At 35.1% G+C, this 20,755-nt stretch carries 20 protein-coding genes; 17 read left to right on the top strand and 3 right to left on the bottom strand.

Annotated elements, in window-relative coordinates; all coding sequences use genetic code 11:
* Nucleotides 1-409: 409 nt before the first annotated feature.
* From KQI49_RS07555 to KQI49_RS07530, 6 genes are all read left to right on the top strand, one after another.
* A complete protein-coding gene (locus tag KQI49_RS07555; RefSeq protein ID WP_216487761.1) occupies nt 410-1,363 on the top strand; it encodes a tRNA dihydrouridine synthase in 954 nt (317 codons plus the stop codon).
* Between the two features lie 936 nt (nt 1,364-2,299).
* A complete protein-coding gene (gene sirA, locus KQI49_RS07550) occupies nt 2,300-2,767 on the top strand; it encodes a sporulation inhibitor of replication protein SirA (RefSeq protein ID WP_216487760.1) in 468 nt (155 codons plus the stop codon).
* A gap of 52 nt (nt 2,768-2,819) precedes the next feature.
* Complete coding sequence (locus tag KQI49_RS07545) at nt 2,820-3,041, top strand: YneF family protein (RefSeq protein WP_216487759.1); 222 nt, start codon at nt 2,820-2,822, stop codon at nt 3,039-3,041.
* Between the two features lie 175 nt (nt 3,042-3,216).
* Nucleotides 3,217-3,921, top strand: coding sequence for a cytochrome c biogenesis CcdA family protein (locus KQI49_RS07540; RefSeq protein WP_216487758.1), 705 nt, complete (start codon nt 3,217-3,219; stop codon nt 3,919-3,921).
* Nucleotides 3,922-3,948: 27 nt separating this feature from the next.
* Nucleotides 3,949-4,386 (top strand): Na(+)/H(+) antiporter subunit B, encoded by a 438-nt coding sequence (locus tag KQI49_RS07535; protein WP_216487757.1) that lies wholly within the window; start codon nt 3,949-3,951, stop codon nt 4,384-4,386.
* Nucleotides 4,387-4,567: 181 nt separating this feature from the next.
* Nucleotides 4,568-5,059 carry a CcdC family protein gene (locus tag KQI49_RS07530; protein WP_216487756.1) on the top strand — a complete coding sequence of 164 codons (492 nt, stop codon included), beginning with the start codon at nt 4,568-4,570 and terminating at the stop codon, nt 5,057-5,059.
* Nucleotides 5,060-5,088: 29 nt separating this feature from the next.
* Here KQI49_RS07530 and KQI49_RS07525 read toward each other — a convergent pair whose 3' ends face one another.
* The gene (locus KQI49_RS07525) at nt 5,089-5,553 is read right to left on the bottom strand and encodes a DUF2621 family protein (RefSeq protein WP_216487866.1); all 465 of its coding nucleotides are present in this window, start codon (nt 5,551-5,553) and stop codon (nt 5,089-5,091) included.
* A 223-nt stretch (nt 5,554-5,776) separates the two neighbouring features.
* On the opposite strand from KQI49_RS07525, the gene KQI49_RS07520 reads away from it, so the two are divergent.
* The 6 genes from KQI49_RS07520 to KQI49_RS07495 all read left to right on the top strand — a co-directional run bounded on the left by KQI49_RS07520 (nt 5,777) and on the right by KQI49_RS07495 (nt 11,726).
* Nucleotides 5,777-6,877, top strand: coding sequence for an ATP-binding protein (locus KQI49_RS07520; RefSeq protein ID WP_216487755.1), 1,101 nt, complete (start codon nt 5,777-5,779; stop codon nt 6,875-6,877).
* Between the two features lie 289 nt (nt 6,878-7,166).
* On the top strand, nt 7,167-9,878 hold the full coding sequence (gene acnA, locus KQI49_RS07515) for an aconitate hydratase AcnA (protein WP_216487754.1): 2,712 nt from the start codon (nt 7,167-7,169) through the stop codon (nt 9,876-9,878).
* Nucleotides 9,879-10,387: 509 nt separating this feature from the next.
* Nucleotides 10,388-10,543, top strand: a complete 156-nt coding sequence (locus KQI49_RS18740) for an FbpB family small basic protein (protein ID WP_371817536.1) — start codon at nt 10,388-10,390, stop codon at nt 10,541-10,543.
* Between the two features lie 120 nt (nt 10,544-10,663).
* Complete coding sequence (gene tlp / locus KQI49_RS07505) at nt 10,664-10,888, top strand: small acid-soluble spore protein Tlp (protein ID WP_216487753.1); 225 nt, start codon at nt 10,664-10,666, stop codon at nt 10,886-10,888.
* A 113-nt stretch (nt 10,889-11,001) separates the two neighbouring features.
* Nucleotides 11,002-11,427, top strand: a complete 426-nt coding sequence (locus tag KQI49_RS07500; protein ID WP_216487752.1) for a YbgC/FadM family acyl-CoA thioesterase — start codon at nt 11,002-11,004, stop codon at nt 11,425-11,427.
* Nucleotides 11,427-11,726, top strand: a complete 300-nt coding sequence (locus KQI49_RS07495; protein WP_216487751.1) for a hypothetical protein — start codon at nt 11,427-11,429, stop codon at nt 11,724-11,726. The genes KQI49_RS07500 and KQI49_RS07495 overlap by 1 nt, the downstream gene beginning before the upstream one ends.
* 49 nt (nt 11,727-11,775) lie before the next feature.
* Here KQI49_RS07495 and yidD read toward each other — a convergent pair whose 3' ends face one another.
* Entirely contained in the window at nt 11,776-12,000 is a 225-nt protein-coding gene (gene yidD, locus KQI49_RS07490) for a membrane protein insertion efficiency factor YidD (protein WP_216487750.1), read from the bottom strand.
* 118 nt (nt 12,001-12,118) lie between these two features.
* Nucleotides 12,119-12,703: a glycerol-3-phosphate 1-O-acyltransferase PlsY gene (gene plsY, locus KQI49_RS07485; RefSeq protein ID WP_216487749.1), complete on the bottom strand. Its 585-nt coding sequence runs from the start codon at nt 12,701-12,703 to the stop codon at nt 12,119-12,121.
* A 252-nt stretch (nt 12,704-12,955) separates the two neighbouring features.
* On the opposite strand from plsY, the gene KQI49_RS07480 reads away from it, so the two are divergent.
* The 5 genes from KQI49_RS07480 (at nt 12,956) to parC (ending at nt 20,688) form a co-directional block, all read left to right on the top strand.
* Nucleotides 12,956-14,017 (top strand): ABC transporter ATP-binding protein, encoded by a 1,062-nt coding sequence (locus tag KQI49_RS07480; protein ID WP_216487748.1) that lies wholly within the window; start codon nt 12,956-12,958, stop codon nt 14,015-14,017.
* A gap of 2 nt (nt 14,018-14,019) precedes the next feature.
* Nucleotides 14,020-15,543, top strand: coding sequence for an ABC transporter permease/substrate-binding protein (locus KQI49_RS07475; protein WP_216487747.1), 1,524 nt, complete (start codon nt 14,020-14,022; stop codon nt 15,541-15,543).
* A gap of 15 nt (nt 15,544-15,558) precedes the next feature.
* A complete protein-coding gene (locus KQI49_RS07470) occupies nt 15,559-15,981 on the top strand; it encodes a CoA-binding protein (RefSeq protein WP_216487746.1) in 423 nt (140 codons plus the stop codon).
* Nucleotides 15,982-16,260: 279 nt separating this feature from the next.
* On the top strand, nt 16,261-18,216 hold the full coding sequence (gene parE, locus KQI49_RS07465) for a DNA topoisomerase IV subunit B (protein ID WP_216487745.1): 1,956 nt from the start codon (nt 16,261-16,263) through the stop codon (nt 18,214-18,216).
* A 24-nt stretch (nt 18,217-18,240) separates the two neighbouring features.
* Nucleotides 18,241-20,688 (top strand): DNA topoisomerase IV subunit A, encoded by a 2,448-nt coding sequence (parC, locus tag KQI49_RS07460; RefSeq protein WP_216487744.1) that lies wholly within the window; start codon nt 18,241-18,243, stop codon nt 20,686-20,688.
* Nucleotides 20,689-20,755 lie beyond the last annotated feature (67 nt).

Below are 20,755 nucleotides of genomic sequence, written 5' to 3'. Positions count from 1 at the left end.
GGAACCATTTTTATTTATTATTGGTAAATTATACTATTTAAAACTGTGGATAACTTTATACTGAAATTGGCCACGTCCAGCTTCAGCGACCAGCCCCTCTAGGTCTTAAGCAATAATCCTACGTGGCAAAGATCGCCACTGCGGTTTTTTGCTTAAGCTTCTCGGGACTATCCGGGCGCTTCAGCTTATGATTGTCCAGCTGGGGGCGCCCCGCGCTTTTGTTTATTGGCTTATCTTTATTATTTTATTACAAAAAAGGCTGCTGGATTTCCAGTCAATTTGTTTTGTATTTTTAATTCACTTATATTAAAGTATATAATGATTAAGAATTACATTAATTTAAAAAGGGTTTGACTTTGAGGGCAAGTATTTTTTAATGCCTTCTAAATGAAAGGAATTAGACTAAGTTATGAAGAATAATTTTTGGCGGGATTTACCACGACCGTTTTTTATATTAGCACCAATGGAAGATGTTACAGATGTCGTTTTCCGACACGTAGTGAGTGAAGCAGCTAGACCTGATGTGTTTTTTACAGAGTTTACAAACACGGAAAGTTACTGCCATCCAAAGGGTAAACAGAGTGTGCGTGGGCGTTTGACTTTTACAGAAGATGAACAGCCAATAGTGGCCCACATATGGGGAGATAAACCCGAGTATTTTCGCCAAATGAGTATCGGTATGGCAAAACTAGGATTTAGTGGTGTCGATATTAATATGGGCTGCCCTGCTCATAATGTAGCGCCTAAGGGAAAAGGATGCGGTCTGATTCGACGTCCCGATGTTGCAGCAGATATCATAAAAGCAGCAAAGGCTGGAGGATTACCCGTCAGTGTGAAAACTCGTCTAGGTTATCTAGAAGTAGACGAATGGCGCAGTTGGTTAACCCATATATTAAAACAAGACATCGTCAATCTTTCTATTCATTTGCGTACTAAAAAGGAAATGAGTGATGTGGACGCCCATTGGGAATTGATTCCGGAAATTAAAAAACTTCGTGATGACGTAGCTCCACATACTCTTTTGACCATTAATGGAGATATTCCTAACCGTCAAACTGGCTTGGAACTCGTGCGAAAATATGAGGTTGATGGCGTCATGATCGGACGAGGTATTTTTAAAAATCCGTTCGCTTTTGAAAAGCAGCCGATAGAGCATAATAGTAAGGAATTGCTTGGTCTCTTAAGGTTGCAATTAGATCTTTTTGATAAATATTCAAAAATAGAGCCACGTCAATTTAGGCCGTTGCGTCGCTTTTTCAAAATATATGTCCGTGACTTTAGAGGAGCAAGCGAATTAAGAAATCAATTGATGAGTACAGAATCAACAGATGAAGTACGTGAATTACTTGATAACTTTGAGTAAAGATGTGGAGGGGTAATAATATTGCCCCTCCATTTTTATTTAAAAAATAATACATAAAATACATATAATGCGCAGTAACATTAGACTGAATTTCCCCTATCCTATCCTCTTGAAAAAGTATTAGGCCATCGCTACGGAAATACATTTCGCTTTCCAGGGACGGCTGGTGAGCCTCCGAATGCTAACGCATTTCGGGGTCTCACCGAGGCCTCAGCTCCCCTAGGAGTCTCCATGTATTTCCTCCACTATAAATATGATTCCTGATTTTAGTAAATACAACTACTATTATGGTGGTGGTTGTTTAGAGTGAAGGACCGTTGACTCCTGCGGGAACAGCAAATGGTTTTCGATGGGACGAACGTTTAGTGCAGTCCCACGAGTCTGAAGACCCCGCAGAGAGGGCACTACTTGAATTAATCTTCTTTGTTCCCTTGCGCCGAGGAAGCCTGCTGCGTAGCGTTACTAGAAGACGCAGGCGCACATACAGTTTTCTCGAGGAGGCTGAAGTGGGAAGAATAAACACCAAATTCTTCCTGGCACCGCAGAAAGCAATGGTCTGGAGCGGAAAACAATCTCGCACTTTTCTAAGCTTCGTAAATTTGTGATAAGTCTTAGAAAGAAATTACTGCATATAATATATCAAATGCTCAGTAATTAAGATTTTGTGGGCTTGATAATCCAGTTTTCTTAGGATTAGTTCATCAAAAAGTCAACTGGTGTTGTGTATTTTTATTCCTCCGCCATGATCCAAAGGATTATATGTTAAATTTATTCTGTGAAAGTTGAATACTTAGCCTATGAAAGATTTAAATAGTTTCTAAAATCTATCAATTAAATCTCCCTCCGACAAAACTAGTGCTTTTTTCAAACAAGATATGACAGCATTTGTACAATCATATCTTTATAATAGAATAAAACATAGTAGGAGGGACCGTTTTGAAAGATTATTATATTTATTGTATAAAAGATGAATTTGCCGATCATTACTATTATAAATGTGATTTATTATATAGATTTATACAAGCTTACCAGGAAGAAAAAAATAGATCCGATTTAGCTTTACAATTTAATTATATTACAAGTCATTTTCCAAGTGACTTAATCGTTGCGATTAAATCTAAATTAAAAAAGTCCTATTCTTATAAAGTAGAAAATGAGGGAGTAAATTGTCTCGAACTAATAAGTAAGGGTAGATGTTTATATATATACATATACAAAGAGAAAATGATATTGAAATGTGAATCTTTACATGATGCAGAAACAATTCTCTTTCCTTCTCTTAGAGGTGTCTATCCATACCTGTTTGTTATTGGTCCTCTATTAAATGAATATGGATGGATTTCACCTGATTTAAACAAATTTCCCCTTATAGAAAAGAAAGAAGTATTGTATTCTTTTCTTTGATTTACTATACTATATAAGAGATAGGAGACAACACGAAGGAGGAAAGTTTGGCATGAGCACAATTTGGGTCGTATTAATTGCTTTATTAGCATTGATTGCTGGTGTTGCTCTTGGGTTTTTTATTGCAAGAAAGTATATGATGAACTACCTAAAAAAGAATCCACCAATTAATGAGCAAATGCTTCGTACACTAATGATGCAGATGGGTCAAAAACCATCCCAGAAGAAAATTAATCAAATGATGCGCGCAATGAATAATCAAAACACGAAATAATTAGCAATTATAGGAAATTAATCGATATTGAAATATGATTGCACATTACCCCGTACTGTTTCTAGTAGGGGGTATTTTAATGAAAGAGTTGTTATTTTGTCAGATTTGTTTCGTGTAGATTCGTTAACTTTCTGTTAAAATAAACTAAGAAGTTTATCTGGGAGGTTCGATAGTAGTGTCTGACGTTAATGTTTTTATAGCCTTTGGAGCCGGCTTCTTATCATTTATTTCTCCATGTGTATTACCGCTATTTCCAGCATTTTTATCGTATATCACTGGGATGAGTGTCAGTGAACTTAGAGATGACAATAAATCATTAAATAAAAAGAGTGTTTTACATACAATTTTCTTTTTACTTGGTTTCTCGAGTGTTTTTATAATGCTTGGTTTTACCACTTCGTTTATATCGGAATTTTTACTTACCTATCAGGATATTATAAGACAAATAGGGGCTATTTTAATTATCTTTTTTGGTCTTGTTATTGTAGGAATCTTCAATTTTGAATTTCTAATGAAGGATCGAAAAGTATCGTTTAAAAATCGGCCAGCAGGGTTTTTTGGTTCATTTATTATCGGACTGGCTTTTTCAATGGGCTGGACTCCCTGTATGGGACCGATTCTGATGATTGTTATAGCTTTAGCAGCAACGGAGCCTCAACTCGGTATGATTATGATGATAAGTTATACATTAGGTTTCGCAATTCCTTTTTTAGTGCTATCATTCTTTGTGGGCAAGATGAAATGGATTAGAAAACATAGTTCAAAGTTGGTCAAAATCGGCGGTTATATTATGATATTGGTAGGGGTTGCTCTGTTCTTCGATTGGATGACAAAGCTTACTTCTTTCCTTGCTAGTTTATTTGGATTTTATGGTTTTTAACGTAATCGTAAGAAAAGGAGAGCATATATGTATAAAACAAATAATATTATATTAAAGACAACTACAAGTCTTATTGCATTTATTTTATTAGGATTTGCTGTATATTTATTTTTTGCAGGACATAACTCACCAGGGGGAGGCTTCGTTGGTGGCCTTGTTACGTCAGCGGCTATTGTGCTTTTGTATATGTCTTACGGCATGGATGCAATTGAAAAAATTCTCCCCATCGATTTTAAAATTCTTATACCGATAGGCTTAATTATAGCTCTATTTTGTGGGGTAGGTGCCTTTGCGTTTAATATGCCTTTTTTAACACATACATTTGGTGAGATTACAATACCGATTTTAGGAGAGTTTGAACTGGCTACAGCAATGATTTTTGATTTAGGCGTCTATCTTACTGTTTTAGGAACGACCGTTTCAATTATTATCAATATAGCGGAAAATCAAAATAGAACCGAATAAGCAATCAAGAGAGATGAAACATGTGGGCGATGCTTTTTTGCTGTGTTTCATCTTATTTATCTTTGACCTGAGGGTCAACACTTCAAAAGCACCCCCGAAACTTTATTACAAAAAATTAAATAACAGCCTGTCATATTTGGAAGGCTAAAATAAACTGATTGAAAGAAGTGTGATTTACTGTATGTTCTGGGCTGTTGCAAGTACTGTTATCGCTATGATTATGGCCATTACTATGATATTTTATCGTTTAAAAGCTGCTAAAAAACCTGCAACTGTTAAAAAAATTATTTTACCGCCTGTCTTCATGAGTACCGGGGCATTTATGTTTTTGTTCCCGACGTTCCAGGTAAGCTTCATGCAAGTAGTTGAGGCTATAGTTGTGGGAATGATTTTTTCTTTATTTCTAATAAAAACTTCAAATTTCGAAATAAAGGATAAAGAAATTTACCTCATACCGTCCAAAGCTTTCGCGTTTATTTTATTTGGATTATTAGGTGTTAGAATCATTGCTAAACTTATAATAAATAGCCAGATTTCGTTAGGAGAAACAAGTGGTATGTTTTTTCTACTAGCTTTTGGCATGATTGGAACTTGGCGTCTAGCTATGTTATATAAGTTTAAAAAAATAGAAAAGAATTTAAAAAAGACACCTCGACAAGCTAGGCGTCTTTAGTTGTTTTTATATTCATCTTTGTTGATATATCATCGTTGATTATATCGTGATTTCCAGTTGGCTGAATAATCTTTTTGAGATAGTTCAAATAAATGTTCGTAAGGAGCTGCGTCAATATTTTCCTGTTTTAATTTTTTACGTAAAAATTTATGATCTCTTTTCGGAGTAGCAAGAATATAGCCTTCAATCAATGATTCTTCAGTAATCTTCTCATGGTTCTTATTTAAAGCTACTTCCCCGATTTTACTAGCTATTTTATGCCTCGCCACATCTCTGAAAAGTTCTGGTACAGGAGAGACCAGTTCCTCAAGTAACTCTTTTTCTTTGGAATCCCACATATGGATTGTTTTTTCCATGTAATATTCTTCCCAATCCATCATCGACTTTCCATCTTCTTTTGGGAGCCGTTTTAGAAACTTTCGGAACATGAAAAATCCGCCAATCCCCATAATGACAATTAAGAAAAATCCCCAGAATACAACAAACCATTCCATAATACTCGCCAAAATTATCACCTTTTCTATATTTAACAATTTCTAGAAATAAATACAACACTCTATAATATAAAAGTTTGCCCACTATTTTCCTTATTCATATGATACTATAATTATAAATGGAATGATTTACATAAACAAGTTTCATATTTTGTCGGGTTCAGCATATAAATTAAGAAAGAAGATAAATATTGTTGTATTTTAGGCAAAAGGGGCGAATGTGATGGTCTCGGATTATGAACTGAACAAAGATTCATCAAAAAAATTAAGGGGAAGTAAGTATACAAATCTAATTTCCTCTCAATCTTTTGATAGGTTATTTAATTGGATTGAAGAGACGGCAAACGATGTTTACTTAATTCTGGATGAATCCGGAAAAATTATTTATGCAACAAAATCTATAGAATGTTTATTAGGATATAACCAACATGAAATTAAGGGAGTAAACTGGAGAAACTTACTTAATGAAGAAGAAGCTGATATGTTAGGACAAAAATTTAATAAACATTCAGATGAAAAGCAGTCGTTTAAGATTAATGTCCCACATATGAATAAGAGATATATTTGGTGTGAAGGCACGATTGGTAGAGATATTGATCATGATAATAATACGATATATTTTCTATGCACACTTAAGGACATTTCAGAGAAAAAAGAAGTTGAAGAGATGATGATTCGTTCTGAAAAAATGTCCATAGCTGGGCAGTTAGCAGCTGGTGTAGCACATGAAATACGTAATCCTTTAACGTCGATAAAAGGTTTTCTACAGTTGCTGCAAGCTGGAATAAGTAAAAAAGAGGAATATTATAAAATAATGATTGACGAAATAGAAAAAATGGAAGCAATTACGTCAGAAATGCTCTTTATTTCCAAACCGTTGACAGATCACCAAGAAGAAGAGAGCGTTAACGAAATGGTCGAAGATGTGCTTATATTATTAGGAGGACAGGCTAAATTAAAAGATATTGAACTCATACATAGTGAAGCTATGGATACTTTTATCTATTGCGATAAATCTCGGATAAAGCAGGTTATCTTAAATATAATTAAAAATGCAATTGAAGCAATGCATCATCCCGGAGATATATTAATAAACCATATAAGGAAAGATGCTTATGTGGAAATTAACATTATTGACGAAGGAGAAGGAATACCTGAGGAAATTATCCACAAACTAGACGAACCTTTTTTCACTACTAAAGAAAGTGGAACAGGCTTAGGGTTAATGATATCTAAAGAAATATTAAAGCAGCATAATGCTACGATGCACATTAGCCAAAATGAGACTAAAGGAAGTACCTTTCAATTAAGATTTTATAAATAATCAAGCAGATGTTAATATTTTCGCAAAAATACTAGACTTGTAGTATAACATTTAGTTATCATGTTAAATAAAAAATTAATATATAATAAATCACTTGTAACATTTGTCTTATTCGGTAGATTCATTTAATATATACATTGGATGGAGACTTCTTTCTTACGGTATCAATGCTGAGTTCTCTATTTACTTTGTGGGAAAGTATTTCTTATATAATCTATGAAAATACTTTTCCTTTGAGTGTGTTCATCTTTAGAATATTGTTATTAAACATGAAAGGGGTATTTTTTTAATGGGTGAGAATTCTTTATTTAATTCAAAAAAGCAATTTGAATCTAACGGTAAAACGTATAATTTCTATGAATTAAAAGCTCTAGAAGACGCAGGAATTGGCAAAATTTCACGTCTGCCATTTTCTATTCGGATTCTTCTAGAATCACTAGTCCGTCAATATGATGGTCGTGTAATTAATGAAGAGCATGTTAAAAGCTTAACAAACTGGGGAACTAAAAAATCTGAAGGTGGAGATGTGCCATTTAAACCTTCACGAGTTATCCTGCAAGACTTTACAGGGGTTCCTGCTGTCGTTGACCTCGCATCACTTCGTAAAGCTATGGTTGATTTGGGTGGAGAGCCTGACAAAATTAATCCAGAAGTTCCGGTCGATTTAGTTATTGACCACTCTGTTCAAGTAGACCAATACGGAACTGCAAATGCTCTAAAAGCAAATATGGAACTTGAGTTTGAGCGAAATGCTGAACGTTATGAGTTTTTACACTGGGCACAAAAAGCTTTTGATAACTATCGTGCTGTACCACCAGCTACGGGTATTGTTCACCAAGTCAACCTTGAGTACATTGCAAATGTCGTTCATGGTTTAGAAAATGACAATGGTGAGTATGATGCTTTTCCAGATACACTTGTAGGAACTGACTCTCACACAACTATGATTAACGGTTTAGGAGTACTAGGGTGGGGTGTAGGAGGAATTGAAGCCGAGGCAGGAATGCTTGGACAGCCTTCTTATTTCCCAGCGCCAGAAGTCATTGGTGTTAAATTTACTGGCAGTTTTCCACAAGGAACAACAGCCACCGATCTTGCTTTAAAAGTGACACAAGTACTTCGTGAGAAAAATGTTGTAGGAAAATTTGTAGAGTACTTTGGTCCAGGTTTAAAAGATATGCCACTCGCAGACCGTGCTACAATTTCAAATATGGCTCCAGAATATGGAGCAACATGTGGTCTTTTCCCAGTTGACGAAGAAACGTTAAATTATTTACGTCTAACAGGTAGAAGCGAAGAGCAAATTGATTTAGTCGAAACATATTGTAAAAATAATAATCTCTGGTATTCTTCAGATCAAGAAGATCCGGATTATACAGAAATTGTCGAAATCAATCTTTCTGAGTTAGAACCAAATCTGTCAGGACCAAAACGTCCACAAGATTTAATTTCATTATCGAACATGCAGAAAGAGTTTAACAAAGCTATTACAGCTCCTTCAGGAAACCAAGGTTTCGGCTTAAACAAATCTGAGTTTGAAAAAGAAGTTCCTGTTGAATTACCAAGTGGAGATAAACCGACGTTAAAAACGGGATCACTTGCCATTGCTGCGATTACATCTTGTACAAACACATCTAACCCCTACGTTATGTTAGGTGCGGGATTACTTGCTAAGAAAGCAGTGGAAAAAGGATTAGAAGTGCCTAGTTATGTGAAAACGTCACTTGCACCTGGATCAAAAGTTGTTACTCGCTATCTTGAAGATTCCAATTTAATGACTTATCTAAATAAATTAGGCTTTAATCTAGTTGGTTACGGTTGTACGACATGTATTGGTAATTCTGGACCATTATTACCGGAAATCGAAAAAGCAATTGTTGAAAATGATTTGACAGTTTCATCAGTTTTATCTGGTAATAGAAACTTTGAAGGGCGTATTCATCCTCTAGTTCAAGCTAACTATCTTGCATCACCACCATTAGTAGTAGCATATGCACTAGCAGGATCGGTCGATTTCGATTTAACCAAAGATGAAATCGGAAAAGATAAAGATGGAGAGTCTGTATTCTTAAAGGATATTTGGCCATCAATGGATGAGATTAAACAGGAAGTTAATAAAGTTGTGACTCCTGAAATTTTCCGTAAAGAATACGAAAGTGTATTCGACTCGAATGAAAAGTGGAATGAAATTGACACAACGGATAAACCTTTATTCGATTGGGATCCAGAATCTACTTATATTCAAAATCCACCATTCTTTGAAAACTTAACAAAAGAAGCAGGTACAGTGACACCGCTTAAAGATCTCCGTACAATTGGATTATTCGGTGATTCTGTCACAACTGACCACATTTCACCTGCAGGTGCGATAGCAATGGATATGCCTGCTGGACAGTATTTACAAGATAAAGATGTGTCACCAAGAAACTTTAACTCTTACGGATCACGTCGTGGAAACCACGAAGTTATGATGCGTGGAACATTCGCTAATATTCGTATCCGTAACTTAATTGCTCCAGGAACAGAAGGCGGCTACACAACGTATTGGCCAACAGGTGAAGTCATGCCTATTTATGATGCTGCTATGAAATATCAAGAAAATAATACTGGCTTAGTTGTTATGGCGGGTAAAGATTATGGTATGGGATCATCACGTGACTGGGCAGCAAAAGGAACGGATCTGCTTGGTATAAAAACAGTTATTGCTGAAAGCTATGAACGAATTCACCGTTCAAACTTAGTAATGATGGGTGTTCTACCACTTCAGTTTGAAAAAGGCCAAAGTGCGAAGAAACTAGGTCTAACTGGGAAAGAAACAATTAATGTTGAAATTGACGAAAATGTAAAACCACATGATCTTGTTAAAGTAACAGCAACTGCAGAAGATGGAAAAGTTACTGAATTTAACGCGGTCGCAAGATTCGATAGTGAAGTCGAAATTGACTACTACCGTCACGGTGGTATCTTACAAATGGTATTACGTCAAAAACTTAATGCATAATAAATCAAAAGATATCTCCTACTTTTATAGGAGATATTTTTTTGATTTTTTTTATATTAGTTAGTTCACTTTATCCATAAACTTGAGTGTGTGCACCTCGCTCCGGCAGAATACTTCGCTTTCCATTGGCCAGGAAGAATTGGGGTTCATTCTTCCCACCTCAGCCACCTTGCCCCGGCAAGGGGTATGCCGCCGTTGTCCCCAAAGGACGGTTTTAGTCGGTCTTCATTAGATTTACCATCCTGCGAGGCTTCAGGTTCGCGCTATTCCCATAGGATAAGGAAGGCTTAGAAACATTTGGATTACCGCTTACTTTAACAGGACGGGAAGAGAGTCTTCGTTAAAACTATGTCGCAGTTTATATCCACAGCACAGGGACAACAGTACATCGTTAAAGTGAAGGTATCTGATAAAATTTATTTTATTTATTTAAAATAATTTTTTAAAAATTGTAATTTTGATTATAAACTTTGAAGGAATTGGCAATACTTATTAGTAAAAAGGGGTGAATTGCCATTTCTTTAAAAAGAAAACCTTCATTTGAAGAACTTGTTAGGGAAAATCGGGAACAAATTCTGCAGGATAAACAAAGATTAGCGGAAATTGACCAAAATATAGAAGTGAGAATGGAAAAAATTATTAGAGAATCAAAAAAAAATGCTTAAATATTTAAATCTCTTTTACCGGATAACCCTTGGTGAAAGAGATTTTTTGTATATTAAATCAATTATCAGGAAAAATAAAACTAGCCTAAGAAGGCAAAATTTTAGGGGAGGGAAAATACAATGAGAGATAAGACACCAAAACCAGATGATCGAAGTGATAACGTAGAAAAACTTCAGGAAATGGTTCAAAATACCATTGAAAATATTGAAGAAGCACATGAAACCATGGAGTATTCCTCCAGAGAAGCAAAAGATCAAATTAAAGCAAAGAATAAACGTCGCGAAGAAGCAATCGAAGGTATGCGTGCCGAAATTAAAGACGAATATCATGACCAACAAGAGTAAAATTGATAAAAACGTTGTAGATTATCTCCGTTTTCCTGGAGGTTCTACAGCGTTTTTCTTAGTTTAATATGATAAACTAAATTCAATTCATATAATTGTTTGGAGGGATATCATTGGAGGAAGTAAGTACGTCGACAGAAATCAGATATCAAAAGATAGAACAAATGGGGGCAGTATATCATGCGAATTATTTGGTCTGGTTTGAAATAGTCAGAACAAAATTCATTGAGAAATTAGGGTTTCAAATTGCTGAAGTTGAAGAGTGTGGCGTAGTTTCTCCAGTTGTTGATGCGAAGATATCGTTTAAAAAACCAATAAGGTATGGAGATAAGGCTACTGTTGAAACATGGCTAGAAAATTATAATGTCCTTTGTACCATTTATGGTTATCATGTAAATAAAGTTAATCAAGAAGTTGCTGTTTCAGATACGACTGAACATGTCATTGTAAAAAAAGATTCTCTTCGGCCTTTATCATTGCGAAAAGTATTTTCAGATTGGAATCAAGCCTATATTAAAGTATTAAATGGTGAATTTTAATGGCATTCGGTATTAAAAAAGAAGAACTTTCACAATGGCAAAATCAAGTCAAAAATGGTAATATAGCTATCTTAACCCACTACTGGATGGATGCTCGGTTTCCTAATTGCTATTCAGTGACAAAGGTTGGCTGCTCTAATATTAACAAGCTCATCGAATGGGGTAGTAAATACCATCTCAAGGCAAATTGGATACATAGAGATAAGAACTACCCTCATTTTGATTTATTTGGAGAAAAACAAAAAGAAGTACTTGAGAGTGAGGAAATGTGGGATCAAATTCAGCGGTTTAACATATAAAAAAAGCTACGTCTTTTTTATATAAACGTATTCATTACGCGATTACATTTTATTGTTTCTTTTTATCGGGAACTAAGTCTACTCCGCCCTTATGAAATGGATGACATTTACTCAGTCGTTTTATCGTTAAGTAACTGCCTTTAAAGAATCCAAATCGTTTATAGGCTTCCAATCCATATTCAGAACATGTGGGATAAAAGCGACATGAAGGTGGTTTAAAAGGACTAATGGCTTTTTGATAAAATTTAATTAATCCAATAAAAATATATTTCATTATATAACCTTCTTATTTTAGTATATTAAAAATAGATAAAATGACATCTATAAAGGTGAGAATTTAAGTTAATTATACTTAAACTCTCACTATAATTCAATTGCCCTGTTTAATGAGCTTACATCCATGTTATCTTTGGTTCTGTCCTATCTTTAATTCGCTTAATATTATCTTTATGTCTAAGGAAAACAAAAATAGTTAATACACTTGTTATAATAATTAAAGGTATGTCTTTAAAAATAATCGAAGCAATGATGGCAACTATTCCCGTAATCATTGAAGATAAGGATACGTATTTTGAAAAATATAATGTAATCAAAAAGGAGAGAACCATGATTACGAATAATAATGGATTGACCCCTAAAACAATCCCTCCTGAGGTTGCTACGGCTTTACCGCCTTTAAACTTAGCAAAAACCGGATAAGTATGTCCTAGAACAGCGAATAAACCAATAATTAGCCGGTTTAGTTCTAAATCAAATAAGATAAATGGTAAAAGAGTAGCAGCCGTCCCTTTTAAAATGTCCGCTAAAGTAACGATTGAGCCAGCTTTAATTCCAAGCACTCTAAATGTATTAGTTGCCCCCATATTTCCGCTTCCATGTTCTCTAATATCTAATTTAAAACCTATTTTACCAACAAGTAAGGCAGACGGGATCGATCCTAATAAATATGCTAAAAGAGCTAAGATAAAAAATTCCATAAAATCAATACACCTACTTTCTTTTCAATTACTTTAGAAGAAATAATGAGATCAGTGTATTTCATTTTACCATGAAGTAAACAATGATAGAACTAATAATTTATAAATGAAAGTTTTTATCATTTAATTTAGTAGTGAAACCAGTGGTATAGATTGCATTTTAAAAAGAAACTATTGTGTTTAGATTGTTTATTAATACTTATAAAGGGTAAAAACTTTAGGAACTAAAAAACTTTGAACAAGGAGTTTATGATGATATCTTTTAAGAATATTAATAAAGTCTATAGTGACGGGACTAATGCAGTAAATAATCTTTCATTTGAGGTTGAAAAAGGTCAATTTACAACAATCATAGGTCCTAGTGGATGTGGTAAAACAACCACTCTAAAAATGATTAATCGCTTAATTGAACCTTCTTCAGGTCATATTTTTATCGAAAATCGGGATATTAGAGACTATGATATTCATGAACTGCGCTGGAATATCGGTTATGTTCTCCAAGAAATTGCTTTATTTCCCCATATGACAATAGAAGAAAATATATCAATTGTTCCAGATATGAAAAAATGGTCTAAGAAGAAAATGAAGGAGAGAAGTAGAGAGTTACTTGAGTTGGTTGGGCTCGACCCTTCTATATACGAAAAAAGAAAACCCGAAGAACTCTCTGGAGGTGAACAGCAAAGAATCGGGGTCATAAGAGCTCTTGCAGCAGATCCAAACATAATTTTAATGGATGAACCATTTAGTGCACTTGATCCCATTAGTAGGGAGAATCTTCAAACAGACATTAAAACATTACAAAAAGAAATAAAAAAAACAATCATATTTGTTACCCATGATATGAATGAGGCAACAGCACTAGGAGATAAAATTTGTTTAATGAGAGACGGAGAAATAATCCAATACGATACACCAGAGAATTTGATATTAAACCCTATAAATGAATTTGTGAAGCAATTTATTGGCAATAAAGAGTCACCTTGGCAAACGGCAGTTGGAGTGATTGCAGATCGAAATAATGAATTTATAAAAAATGAAAATGAATGGCGCCAAATACCCAGTAACCCCCAACAAACTGTGATTTTAAAAGATAACAATGGAAATTACATAAACATGGTTAAAAATAGCGAAATTTATGATGGTGAAACGTTGACAAGTGATATGTCACTTTATGAAGCAACAGAAATATTTAAGACAAGTGATCAACAACTATTCCCTGTTATAAAAAATGAAAGATTAATCGGTGCTCTAACCTATCGAGATATTGTTGTTTATCTTAGAAATCACTCAGATATAAGAACGGGGAGTGTCTAAAAATGAGAGAGTTTATGTCTGTCTTTCAAGAAAGACAAGATATTTTATTAAAAACAATATGGGAACACTTACAAATATCCCTATTATCCCTAATTATCGCAATTGTTATTGCAGTGCCTTTAGGAATCATATTAACAAGATACAAACGGGTATCAGAACCAGTTATTGGTCTAGCTGCTGTTGTGCAGACAATTCCTAGCTTAGCTATTTTAGCATTTCTAATTCCTTTGTTTGGTATAGGTACTGTTCCAGCAATAGTTGCACTTACTGCTTATGGGCTATTACCGATATTACGTAATACATACACAGGAATTCGCGAAGTCAGTCCAGCTTTAAAGGAAGCAGCAACTGGAATGGGGATGACATCTGTTAAAAGGCTAGTGAAGATAGAGTTACCTATAGCCATGCCGGTAATAATGGCGGGGATTCGGACATCTATGGTATTAATTGTCGGTACAACGACAATTGCTGCTCTTATAGGTGCTGGAGGGTTAGGCGAATTGATTTTACTAGGTCTTGATCGAGGGGCAGATATTAATCTTATATTATTAGGAGCTATTCCTGCTGCATTGTTAGCAATTATCCTTGATTTAATACTAAGAGGTTTCGAGCATCTCTCCAAACGGGCTGGTTTTAAATCCTTTATTGCTATGTTTCTTATTGCGGTATTAATCATAACTATGCCATTTATTGTTCACACTGAAGAAAAGGTTGATATAGTAATTGGAGGTAAACTCGGTGCAGAACCTGCAATACTAATTAATATGTACAAACTATTGATTGAAGAAGATACAGATTTAAACGTAGAGTTAAAAGCCGGACTTGGTAAAACTGCTTTTGTATTTTCCGCTTTAAAAGAAGGAGATATAGACATATACCCAGAATTTACAGGAACAGTCATTAACACTCAATTAGAGGAAGGAGCGGTTAGCAATGATGCTAGTGAAGTATACGAGCAAGCTCGTATAGGAATGTTAGATCAATATGATATGCTATTATTAAAACCAATGTCGTTTAATAATACGTATAGTGTAGCCATAACAGAAGAGACTTCTTCTAAATATAATATTGAATCAATTGGTGACCTGCAAAAGGAAGAGGATGATTTAGTTGCTGGGTTTACATTGGAATTTAAAAATCGGCAAGATGGTTATGTTGGCATGCAGGAACTTTATAATTTAGATATCAAAAACATTCGAACGATGGAACCGGGCGTTCGCCAAAAAGCATTAAAAAATGGTGAGGTTGATATCATTGATGCATATGCAACCGATAGTTATATGATAGAATTAAACTTGAAGACATTGGAAGACCCTGAAAATCTCTTTCCACCTTATCAAGGAGCCCCACTCTTAAGGCAGGAAACCCTTAAGAAATATCCTGAATTGGAAAACATTTTAAACCAACTGGGCGGAGAAATTACAGATCAGGAAATGAGAGAAATGAATTATGAGGTCGATTATAAAGATAACGACCCTGAACAAGTGGCTCGAGATTATCTACAGAAAAGGGGTTTAATCAAATAAAAAGGAGGAATTAAATTGAGTTGGGAAAATCCACAAAATGAGGAAATAAAAAAGATACTTGAAGAATCAAAAACGATTGCCGTTGTGGGACTATCTGATAATCCAAATCGAACATCTTATGAAATATCAAAGATTATGCAAGATAATGGATATAAAATTATTCCGGTCAATCCAATGGTAGATGAAGTATTAGGAGAAAAAGCATACACCTCGTTAACTGAAGTTAAAGAAAAAGTTGATATTATAAATGTTTTTAGACGATCTGAGTTTTTGCCAGAGATTGCTAAAGAAGCTGCTAAAATAGATTGTAAGGTATTTTGGGCACAACAAGGCATTATTAATGAAGAGGCATATTACTATTTAAAAGAACATGATGTTACAGTAATCATGGATCTATGTATTAAAGTTGCTCATTCGGTTCTAAAAGTTAATAATTAAGATAAAGCAATATCAAAACGTATCCGAACAAATCGAATCTTCCAGATAAGACTCGAATGATTGTTCGGATTTTATCATTCATTTACACCTCAACTTTTTCATCTTTATAAAATAAACACCAAGAAACTATGGTCTATACATTTTTAATGTGATTGTAGTATACTAAAGAGCGTATTCTTATACGGACAATCGAAAAGCGTAATATTTATTTACAAATGAAAACACTTGTTCTACAATTGGAATAACCTAATAACACAATTAAAAGGGAGTCGATGGGATTTGGTAAAAAATACAGAAACATATTCAGATGATTCCATCCAAGTATTAGAAGGGCTGGATGCAGTTCGAAAAAGACCTGGTATGTATATCGGAAGCACAGATCATCGTGGTCTGCATCATCTTGTCTTTGAAATTGTAGATAACGCCGTGGACGAAGCATTAGCGGGATATGGAAATGTTATAAAAGTTACCATACATAAAGACAACAGTATATCTGTTGAAGATGGCGGTAGGGGAATCCCAACTGGAAAACATAGCACCGGGAAATCTACAATGGAAGTTATTTTTACTATTTTACATGCTGGAGGAAAGTTTGGCCAAGGAGGCTATAAAACAAGTGGTGGTCTACATGGTGTAGGTGCTTCAGTTGTAAATGCTTTATCAGAATGGATGGAAGTTACCACTTTCCGTGATGGTCATGCATATTTTCAACGGTTTGAAAACGGGGGTCATCCTGTAAATACATTAGAAGTTAAAGGACGAACAAGGAAGACTGGAACGATTATCCACTTTAAACCTGATACATCAATTTTTTCTACAAATGTGTATGATTTGGAAGTTATCGCAGAACGCCTTCGTGAATCCGCCTTTCTGTTAAAGGGCTTAAAAATTCAGATATTAGATGAACGTGTTGATGTTGAGGAAAACTTTGAATACCCCAACGGCCTCCAGTCTTTTGTTCACTATTTAAATGAAGAAAAAGATACTCTGCATGAAGTAGTATCCTTTGATGGTGAACAACAAGAAATTGAAATTGAATTCGCTTTTCAATTTAATGACGGCTATGCCGAAAACATGCTGAGCTTCGTCAATCATGTTCGGACAAAAGATGGCGGAACACATGAATCTGGCGCTAGAGCTGCCATGACACGAACATTTAATGATTATGCAAGGAAAACTGACATATTAAAAGAAAAAGACAAGAATCTGGAAGGCTCTGATATTCGTGAAGGCTTAACAGCTATTGTATCTGTTAGAATACCAGAAGATAAACTACAATTTGAAGGACAAACTAAAGGGAGATTAGGAACTTCAGAAGCTCGTTCAGCAGTTGATGCAGTAGTATCTGAGCAACTAACCTATTTTCTGCAAGAGAATCCAGATATTGCTGGTCTATTAATTAAAAAGTCACTTAAAGCAAAACAGGCTCGAGAAGCCGCAAGAAAAGCACGAGAAGACGCCAGAAACGGAAAACAACGACGTAAGAGAGATGCATTGTTAAGTGGGAAGTTAACCCCTGCCCAATCCAGAAACCCAAAGCGGAACGAACTATACCTTGTTGAGGGAGATTCTGCTGGTGGTTCAGCAAAACAGGGTCGTGATCGTAAATTTCAAGCAATATTGCCTCTACGTGGAAAAGTGATTAACACTGAAAAGGCGAAATTAGAAGATGTAATGAAAAATGAAGAAATATCAACTATCATTCACACTATCGGTGCAGGTGTTGGTGGTGACTTTAATTTGGATGATGTTCAATACGATAAGGTCATTATTATGACGGATGCTGATACGGATGGTGCTCATATCCAAGTTCTTTTATTAACTTTCTTTTACCGTTACATGCGCTCACTCGTTAAAGCAGGTAAAGTGTATATTGCTCTTCCACCTTTATATAAAATTTCAAAAGGGAAAGGAAAACGAGAGAAAATTATATACGCTTGGGACGAACAAGAAATGCAAGAAGCCATTAAAACATTCAAAAATGGTTATATGATTCAACGTTATAAAGGTCTTGGAGAAATGAACGCAGATCAACTTTGGGAAACAACGATGAATCCGGAGACAAGAACATTAATCAGAGTCACAATAGATGATCTTGCAATCGCTGAGCGAAGAGTGACCACCTTAATGGGGGATAAAGTAGTCCCAAGAAGGAAATGGATAGAAAATAATGTAGCATTCGGGTTGGATGAAGATGATAATATTTTAGAAAACGATAAAATTCAGTCAGAGTAATTGAATATTTGAGGGGGAGTTAGTTTGTCACAATCACAAAACTACCTTGACCTTCCTTTAGAGGAAGTTATTGGCGACAGATTCGGTCGCTATAGTAAATATATTATACAAGATCGTGCGTTACCTGATGCGCGTGACGGTTTGAAACCTGTGCAACGCCGAATTTTGTATGCGATGTTTCAAGAAGGTAACACGCATGATAAAAATTTCCGAAAAGCTGCCAAGACGGTCGGAAATGTGATAGGTAATTATCACCCGCACGGGGACACATCTGTCTATGATGCGATGGTACGATTAAGTCAAGATTGGAAAGTGCGAAATGAACTTGTTGAAATGCACGGTAATAATGGAAGTATTGATGGAGACCCTGCCGCTGCGATGAGGTATACTGAAGCTAGACTATCAAGTATTGCTTCAGAATTACTGCGGGATATAAAGAAAGAAACAGTAGATTTCATGCCTAACTTCGATGATACAATTAATGAACCCGTTGTCTTACCAGCTAAGTTTCCAAATTTGTTAGTTAACGGCTCAACAGGGATCTCAGCAGGTTATGCAACAGATATTCCTCCCCATAATTTAGAGGAAGTTATCGAGGCTGTCATATTAAAAATTGATAAGCCGAATGTAGATGTCAATGGTCTGATGAAAGTCATCAAAGGACCTGATTTTCCAACTGGAGGAATAGTCCAAGGGATCGATGGAATTAAAAAGGCTTATGAAACTGGAAAAGGAAGAGTCATTGTTAGAGGCCGAGCAAATATAGAAAAATTACGTGGTGGCCGTGAACAAATTGTAATAGACGAAATTCCTTATGATGTAAACAAAGCTAATATGGTGAAAAAAATAGATGAGTTAAGACTAGATCGAAAAGTAGAAGGAATTGCTGAAGTAAGAGATGAAACAGACAGGACGGGGTTACGTGTTGTTATAGAACTCAGAAAAAATGTTAACGCAGAAGGGATTCTACATTACCTATATAAAAACACTGACCTACAGGTATCTTTCAACTTCAACATGGTAGCTATTCAAGATAAGACGCCAAAACTCTTATCTTTACCTAATATGCTCGATGCTTATATAAATCACCAAAAGGATGTTGTTACAAGACAGACGACTTTTGATCTAAAGCAGGCTACAGATCGTGCCCATATTGTCGAAGGACTTATAAAGGCTATTTCTATTTTAGATGAATTAATTGATACGATTCGAGCGTCGAAAGATAAAGCAGATGCTAAAAAACGAATCATCGAGAAATATGAGTTTTCAGAGCCACAAGCTGAAGCAATTGTCACGTTGCAGTTGTATCGGTTAACAAATACAGATATAACGTCACTCGAAGAAGAGGCAAAGGAACTTAGAGAACAAATAAAAGAGCTAAAATCAATACTTGAAAGCGAAAAAAAATTATTACAAACAATCAAGAATGATCTCAGGAAAATTAAAAAGACTTTCGCTTCACCACGTCGCACCCTAATTGAAGATGAAATAGAAGAAATCACAGTGGATATAGAAGTGACTGTGACAAGTGAAGATGTTCTTATTTCTATAACTCGTGAAGGTTATATAAAGCGTACAAGCCTTAGATCTTATGCTGCTTCCAATGGTGAAGATTTTGCAATGCGAGAAGATGATTATCTTATCAAGTTAATGGAGATCAATACAACAGATCATATATTATTATTTACAAATAAAGGTAGATACATATACCTGCCAGTACATGAATTACCAGATATAAGATGGAAAGATATTGGGCAACATATATCAAATATTATCTCAATTGAACGTGATGAGTTCATTGTACAAAGCTTTCCTATTCGTGACTTTAAGACAGATGATTTTCTTATTTTCTTTACTAAAAATGGCATGATCAAGAAAAGTGAATTGAAATTATACGAAGCACAGCGCTATTCACGAGCTTTAATTGCTATGAATCTTAAAGAAGAAGATGAGTTGATTAGTGTAAGTCGAACTGACGGGAATTCGGATATATTTATTGCCTCCAACACTGGTTATGGATTATGGTATCATGAGTCAGAAGTCACACCAGTAGGCTTGAGAGCAGCAGGTGTGAAGTCAATGCAATTAAAAGAAAATGAACACGTGGTCAATGGGCTAACCTTTGATGATATGTCAGACCCGTCACTAGTATTAGTGACCCAACGTGGGGCTTGCAAACGAATGACACTTAAAGATTTCGAGAAAACTAGTAGAGCAAGACGAGGTTTACTCATGTTGCGCGAATTAAAAAGTAAACCACATCGTATTGAGGGCTTTTTTGTCACAGGTGAAGAAGATACAATTGCTTTCCGTACTGAAAAAGATGAAAAACATGAAATCTATCCAATTGAATTACCAATAAGTGATCGCTATAGTAATGGATCATTTGTCATTGATTCAGATAGGCACGGAGAAATTAATACTGTCTGGAAAGATGCAAAATATAAAGCACCATATAATACCCAAAGCTAATCAAACAAAAGATACAAGAACTAGAATGAATTTTCTAGCTACTTGTATCTTTTTATTTTGGTAAGAT

Source organism: Virgibacillus sp. MSJ-26, assembly GCF_018918075.1.
In the GTDB taxonomy this organism is placed as follows: Bacteria; Bacillota; Bacilli; order Bacillales; family Amphibacillaceae; genus MSJ-26.
This window is presented reverse-complemented; position numbering and strand designations above follow the sequence as displayed.